The following is a 2,028-nucleotide window of genomic DNA, read 5'->3' as shown; positions in this document are numbered from 1 at the left end:
GGTGAACGGTGTAAGGTCCTGAAACTATAGCACTTTCAGCCGCTTTCTTTTATCCCGTCATGAGAAATCCGGGCGATGCGCCAGGTTAATCTGGCATGTTGGTGGCGCTGGAAATGCGCTACGAGGTAAGGCTGGCCAGCCGCCTTGGCCCCGAGTCATGGCCGCGACGGGTAACCGGAGTGGGCAAGCGTTGACAGGGGTTGTTGTGGGCCAGGTATTGAGCTCCGAAAATTCTCGCCCTTGGGGTGCCGACGGTATGCCCGTTCACGGAAGGCAACACTGGCCGAGGCGCAAATGGCAAGTCCCGGCCGGGCCCCACGGAGTCATAGACCCTGAGCACGCAGCTCTATACAGCATGCACGGAACCTGGGAGAGCCCAGCGCGTATCTGGTGGTGTGGGTAGTGCATCATCAGATCGGCAGGTGAAGGTGAAAGACCCGAACGACCTGCATGAACGCGGTTGGGCAGTCGGACGAGCCCATAGTAGTGGAGAAGCGGATGAACGAAGGCAATCAACGAGAGCAAGACCAAACTCGCCAAAAGCCGGAGGAATTCGTGGAGCGAAGGGGCTCGGCCAAGGGGAACACCGCTCAGGCGCCCACGACTGGGACACAGAGCCCAGGGGCCGTGTCGCGCGGTCTGATCGGTGTACGGGAAGCCGCAAGAAGGGACAAGACGTTGCAGTTTACTGCCTTGTTGCACCACCTAACGCCGGAGTGCCTGAGAGGAAGCTTTGCGCGCCTCAAGCGCAATGCGAGTCCAGGCGTGGACGGGGTGCGGTGGGAAGATTACGCACCGATTGCAGAGAAGCGGGTCGTGGACCTGCACCGGAGTGTACAAGAGGGCAGTTATCGGGCTCAGCCGGTCAAACGAGCACGCATCCTCAAAGAGGACGGCAGTGAGAGACTGCTGGGCGTCTCTGCCCTGGAGGACAAGGTTGTCCAGGGCGCACTGGTGGAGGTGCTCAATGCCATTTACGAGGTCGACTTTAAAGGCTTCAGCTACGGCTTCCGGCCGGGGCGAAGCCAACACGATGCGCTGGACGCGCTCTGGGTCGGCCTGACCAGTCAACCGGTCAACTGGGTTCTGGATATGGACATCCAGGGGTTTTTCGACCACATCCAGCACGACTGGCTCATGCGCTTTCTTGGCCACCGGATTGGCGACAAGCGCATTCTGCGACTGATCAAGAAATGGTTGCGAGTAGGCGCCTTCGATGAGGGGCAATGGCTCGATCTCGCCGAGGGCTCACCTCAAGGCGCAGCCATCTCGCCGTTGCTGGCCAACATTTACCTTCACTACGCGTTTGACCTATGGGCCGATTGGTGGCGCAGACACCACGCACGTGGACGGGTGGTCATTGTACGTTATGCCGACGATACCGTTATGGGGTTCCAAGGCCGCGACGATGCGGAGGCTTTCCGCACCGCCGTGGCGCAACGCCTCAATCGGTTCGGTCTGACGCTGCACCCGAAGAAGACGCGGCTACTGGAGTTTGGCCGCTATGCCAACATCAACCGTAAGCAGCGCGGCGCAGGCAAGCCGGAGACCTTTGACTTCCTGGGTATGACACATATTTGCTCGTGCACACGCCGAGGCAAGTACACCATCCGGCGCCAGACTGCCGCGAAGCGCTTACGGGCTAAACTGCAACAAGTGAAAAGGCAATTGCGTCGGCGCCTGCATCGACCGGTTCCAGAGACCGCTCGTTGGCTGTGCGCCGTGCTCCAGGGGTACTACAATTATCACGCGGTGCCATACAATCTGGCCTCGCTTCGAGCTTTCTGGCACCATCTCAGCCGCGCCTGGTTCAAGGCGTTGAGGCGCAGAAGCCAGAAAGCACGGGGCTTGACGTGGGAACGCTTCAAACGCTTTCGCGATGCCTGGCTCCCGCTACCGCGTATCCTCCACCCCTGGCCCAGCGAGCGGTTTCGCCGTCGTCACCCGAGGCAGGAGCCGTATGCGGTAATACCGCACGTACGGATCTGTGCGGGGGGTGCCTCGTGAGAGGCATTCCTACCGCAACTA

Annotated in this window: 1 protein-coding gene; it reads left to right on the top strand. The window is 60.4% G+C overall.

Annotation, left to right across the window (positions count from 1 at the left end; genetic code table 11):
- Positions 1-627 precede the first annotated feature (627 nt).
- Complete coding sequence (ltrA, locus tag Q669_RS14265) at positions 628-2,007, top strand: group II intron reverse transcriptase/maturase (protein WP_162097306.1); 1,380 nt, start codon at positions 628-630, stop codon at positions 2,005-2,007.
- The last annotated feature ends 21 nt before the right edge of the window (positions 2,008-2,028 follow it).

This window comes from Marinobacter sp. C1S70 (assembly GCF_000475355.1).
Lineage (GTDB): Bacteria > Pseudomonadota > Gammaproteobacteria > Pseudomonadales > Oleiphilaceae > Marinobacter > Marinobacter nauticus.
The sequence above is the reverse complement of the archived record's forward strand: the minus strand, read 5'-3'. Positions and strand labels throughout refer to the sequence as shown.